The sequence below is a fragment of the Candidatus Margulisiibacteriota bacterium genome, assembly GCA_018822365.1.
Classification (GTDB): domain Bacteria; phylum Margulisbacteria; class WOR-1; order O2-12-FULL-45-9; family XYB2-FULL-48-7; genus XYB2-FULL-45-9.
Map to the genome: position 1 here is coordinate 1 of JAHJKL010000040.1, position 2,095 is coordinate 2,095.

Consider the following 2,095-nt stretch of genomic DNA (forward strand, 5'->3'; position numbering starts at 1 on the left):
AATGAAGAAGAAAAAAATGAGATCGAGAAGATCTATCAGAATTGCCTGATGATAGGCGTGCCGGGTATTAGCCTGCTACCGGAGGCCGAAGTGAAGAAGCTGGAGCCGAATATTTTTGCCCTGACCGGGATAATGTCGGCCACGACCGGAATCATCGATTCCCACGGTTTAATGAAATATTACTACCAGCAAGCTCTGGCAAAAGGGGCGCTTTTTGCTTTTAATCATGAAGTTTCCGCAATAAGCAAGCAACCGGGAGGCTATCTTATTGAAGCGGCTAATGGCGAAAAGGTCCTGGCCGAACGAGTGATCAACGCGGCCGGACTGGGCTCCGAACAGGTCGCCAGGCTGGCCGGTTTTGATGTTAAGAAGCTGAAATATACGCTTTATCCCTGCAAAGGAGATTACTTTTCCATTCCCGGGGCCAAGGGGAAACTAAACCACCTGGTTTACCCGGTCCCGCATAAAAAAGGGTATGGGCTAGGGGTCCATGCCACCCTCGACCTGACCGGCCAGATCCGGCTGGGTCCCGATGCCCATTACGGGGAGAATTTGAACTATGACGTTGATCCGGCCAAACGGTTGGAATTTTACCAAGCGGCCAAGACCTATTTGCCCTGGTTGAAGGAAGCGATGCTTAGTCCCGATACTTCCGGGATCCGGCCGAAACTTCAGGGGCCGGATGACGGATTCCGCGACTTTGTGATCAAGGAAGAATCAGCTAATGGCTGCCCTGGTTTTATCAATTTGATCGGGATAGAATCGCCCGGTTTGACCGCCTCACCGGCCATTGCCCAGATGGTGAAAAGACTAATGATGACTAGTTCTGACTAGGAGTTGACAACTCCTGAACGTTGTTTTATAATGGTGTTATGGGGATCAAAGAGAACGAAGTTTATACCCCCCAGGAAGCGATCTCGCTCCTGAAAATCTCCGATTCGACCTTTCGCCGCCTGATCCGAAAAGGGGTCTTGCGGGCCGCAAAGATCGGCGGTCAATACCGCATTTTAGGGAAACATCTGCTCCAGTTGCTCAATCCAAAATTACCAGCTAAAATAAAAAAAGTTTATAACAAAGTTCTTCACGAGTTAGAGTAAAAAAGGAGATCATTATGGCAAATAAACGGAAACATATATTTGACGGGCAAAGCGTTCTGATCACCGGCGGGACCGGTTCATTCGGCAAGAAATTCATCGATATGGTCCTTAAAGAAGCCAAGCCGGAACGCTTGATAGTTTATAGCCGGGATGAATTGAAGCAGTTTGAAATGCAGCAACACCTGAAAGGCCAGGGGGCTGTCCGCTTCTTTATCGGCGATGTTCGCGATAAAGACCGGTTAATGCGCGCTTTTGATGGTGTCGATTATGTTGTCCACGCTGCCGCTCTCAAGCAGGTCCCGGCGATGGAATACAACCCTTCGGAAGCGATCAAAACCAATATAAACGGCGCGATGAACATTATTGAAGCGGCGATCGATAAAGGGGTTAAAAGGATCGTCGCCTTAAGCACCGATAAAGCGTGCAATCCGATCAATCTTTATGGCGCTACCAAGCTTTGTTCCGATAAACTCTTTATATCAGGGAATTCTTATGCCGGATCGCGAGATACTCGTTTTGCCGTTGTTCGTTATGGTAATGTGGTTGGGAGCCGTGGAAGTGTTGTTCCATTTTTCAAAGAGAAAGCGAGAGAGGGTGTCTTGCCCATCACTGACCAAAGGATGACCCGTTTTTGGATTACCCTGGAACAAGGAGTCCAATTCGTGATTAAAAGCTTTGAACGGATGCACGGTGGCGAGCTTTTTGTTCCCAAGATCCCGAGCATGAACATTATGGACCTGGCCAAGGCGATCGCTCCGGATTGTAAAACTAAGATTGTTGGCATTCGTCCGGGAGAAAAGTTGCATGAAGTGATGATCTCGGAAGACGATGCCCGCCAGACCCTGGAATTAAATGATTGTTATGTCATTCAACCTGCTTTCCAATGGTGGAGCCGCGACAATCACGCTAAGGGGAAAGCGGTCGCGGAGGGTTTCAGTTACAGCAGCGACAAGAACAAACAATGGCTGACCATCAAACAATTACAAGAGATGATCAAG

General features: G+C 48.5%; 3 protein-coding genes. All 3 read left to right on the forward strand.

Translation table 11 applies throughout. The annotated features are described in order from the left end of the window. The coding region (locus KKF06_03155; GenBank protein ID MBU1616767.1) for an FAD-dependent oxidoreductase at positions 1–834 on the forward strand (834 nt) is incomplete at its 5' end. Between the two features lie 38 nt (positions 835–872). Further along, on the forward strand, positions 873–1,097 hold the full coding sequence (locus tag KKF06_03160; GenBank protein ID MBU1616768.1) for a helix-turn-helix domain-containing protein: 225 nt from the start codon (positions 873–875) through the stop codon (positions 1,095–1,097). 14 nt (positions 1,098–1,111) lie between these two features. Further along, a partial coding sequence (pseB, locus tag KKF06_03165; GenBank protein ID MBU1616769.1) for a UDP-N-acetylglucosamine 4,6-dehydratase (inverting) occupies positions 1,112–2,095 on the forward strand: 984 nt, incomplete at its 3' end.

Coding starts and splice junctions, on each gene's coding strand:
- KKF06_03160 (MBU1616768.1), top strand. CDS start 873: ATGGGGATCAAAGAGAACGAAGTTTATACCCCCCAGGAAGCGATCTCG.